Below are 1,341 nucleotides of genomic sequence, written 5' to 3'. Positions count from 1 at the left end.
GAGATCGACTGCCCGAGGCGCTTGTAGTCGCTGCGCAGCACCAGCAGTTGCTGGCCCTCCGGCCCCAGTTGCAGGTTGCCCTGCAGGCCGGCGCGCTCCAGTTGCGGCAGTTCCTGGTCCCACAGTGAGCGCGAGCGCCAGTGCACATCGGCAAAATCGATACGGAAATAGTGCCCCGAAAACGGCCGCTGGTAGGCCGGCGACAGACGCCGTTCATCCAGCTGCAGCCCCTGAGGGCCGCGCACCAGGGCCAGCAGCAGGCTCTCGCTGTCGTTGCGCAGGCCGGCTTCCAGGTAGCGTTGCAAGCCCACCTCGAACAGCCAGAGGCTGGTCTGCGCCAGCACCAGCCCGACCACCACCATCACCGTGATCAGGCCCAGGCTCAGGCGGCGCTGGATCGATCTCACGAAGTGGTTCCCCCGAACAGATAACCCTGGCCGCGGCGGGTTTCGATCACACTGCGGCCCAGCTTGCGCCGCAGGTGGTTGACGTGAACTTCGAGGACGTTGGAATCGCGCTCGGTTTCACCGTCGTAGAGGTGTTCGGCCAGGTGGCTTTTGGAAAGGATCTGCTGCGGGTGCAGCATGAAATAGCGCAACAGGCGGAACTCCGCGGCGGTCAGCAAGACATCCTGGCCGTCGCGGACCACACATTGCCGGCCCTCGTCCAGGTGCAGCCCGGCGGCCTGCAGGGTCTGCTGGTTGGCCTGGCCATGGGAGCGGCGCAGCAGGGCCTGGACCCGCAGGTGCAGCTCTTCGGGATGGAACGGTTTGCTCAGGTAATCGTCGGCGCCGGCCTTGAGCCCCTCGATGCGCTCGGCCCAGGAGCCGCGGGCGGTGAGGACCAGCACCGGCGTTGCCAGGCCATCGGCGCGCCACTTTCGCAGCACCTCCAGGCCCGGCACCCCGGGCAGGCCGAGGTCGAGGATGATCAGGTCATAGGGTTCGCTGGCGCCCTGGTACAGCGCGTCGCGGCCGTCGGCCAGCCAGTCCACGGCGTAGCCCTGGCGGTTCAGGCCTTCAAGCAGTTCATCGGCCAGGGATACGTGGTCTTCCACCACAAGCAGGCGCATCAGTCGTCTTCCTCATCTTTCAACAAACGCCCGGTGGCGGCTTCCAGGTCCAGCTCGCGAACCACCCCGTCCACGGTCAACAGCTCGACTTCATAGATGTACACATCGTGCTTTTCTTCCAGCTCGGCCTCCAGCAGCTTGGCCCCGGGGTAACGGTCCATGGCCTGCTTGAGCAGTTGCTCCAGGGGCAGGATCACCCCTTGCTGGCGCAGGCGCAGGGCCTCGTCCTGGTCCAGGTCGCGGGCCATGGCCAGGGAGCAGAACAGCAG

2 protein-coding genes and 1 pseudogene are annotated in these 1,341 nt (G+C 66.2%); all 3 read right to left on the bottom strand.

Annotated elements, in window-relative coordinates:
* Positions 1 to 407 (bottom strand): annotated as a pseudogene (locus F6S12_RS31785) (ATP-binding protein); the annotation flags it as partial.
* Complete coding sequence (locus F6S12_RS31780; protein WP_041119167.1) at positions 404 to 1,072, bottom strand: response regulator transcription factor; 669 nt, start codon at positions 1,070 to 1,072, stop codon at positions 404 to 406. The gene F6S12_RS31780 and the pseudogene F6S12_RS31785, both read right to left, overlap by 4 nt.
* Complete coding sequence (locus F6S12_RS31775; protein ID WP_315869863.1) at positions 1,072 to 1,320, bottom strand: PepSY domain-containing protein; 249 nt, start codon at positions 1,318 to 1,320, stop codon at positions 1,072 to 1,074. The genes F6S12_RS31780 and F6S12_RS31775 overlap by 1 nt, the downstream gene beginning before the upstream one ends.
* Positions 1,321 to 1,341 lie beyond the last annotated feature (21 nt).

It is taken from the genome of Pseudomonas sp. JV245A, assembly GCF_032424515.1.
Taxonomy (GTDB): Bacteria; Pseudomonadota; Gammaproteobacteria; order Pseudomonadales; family Pseudomonadaceae; genus Aquipseudomonas; species Aquipseudomonas protegens.
This window is presented reverse-complemented; position numbering and strand designations above follow the sequence as displayed.

What these genes read in the sequence shown, in the direction of transcription:
- F6S12_RS31775 (WP_315869863.1), bottom strand. Translation starts at nt 1,320, where the DNA reads ATGGCCCGCGACCTGGACCAGGACGAGGCCCTGCGCCTGCGCCAGCAA.
- F6S12_RS31780 (WP_041119167.1), bottom strand. Translation starts at nt 1,072, where the DNA reads ATGCGCCTGCTTGTGGTGGAAGACCACGTATCCCTGGCCGATGAACTG.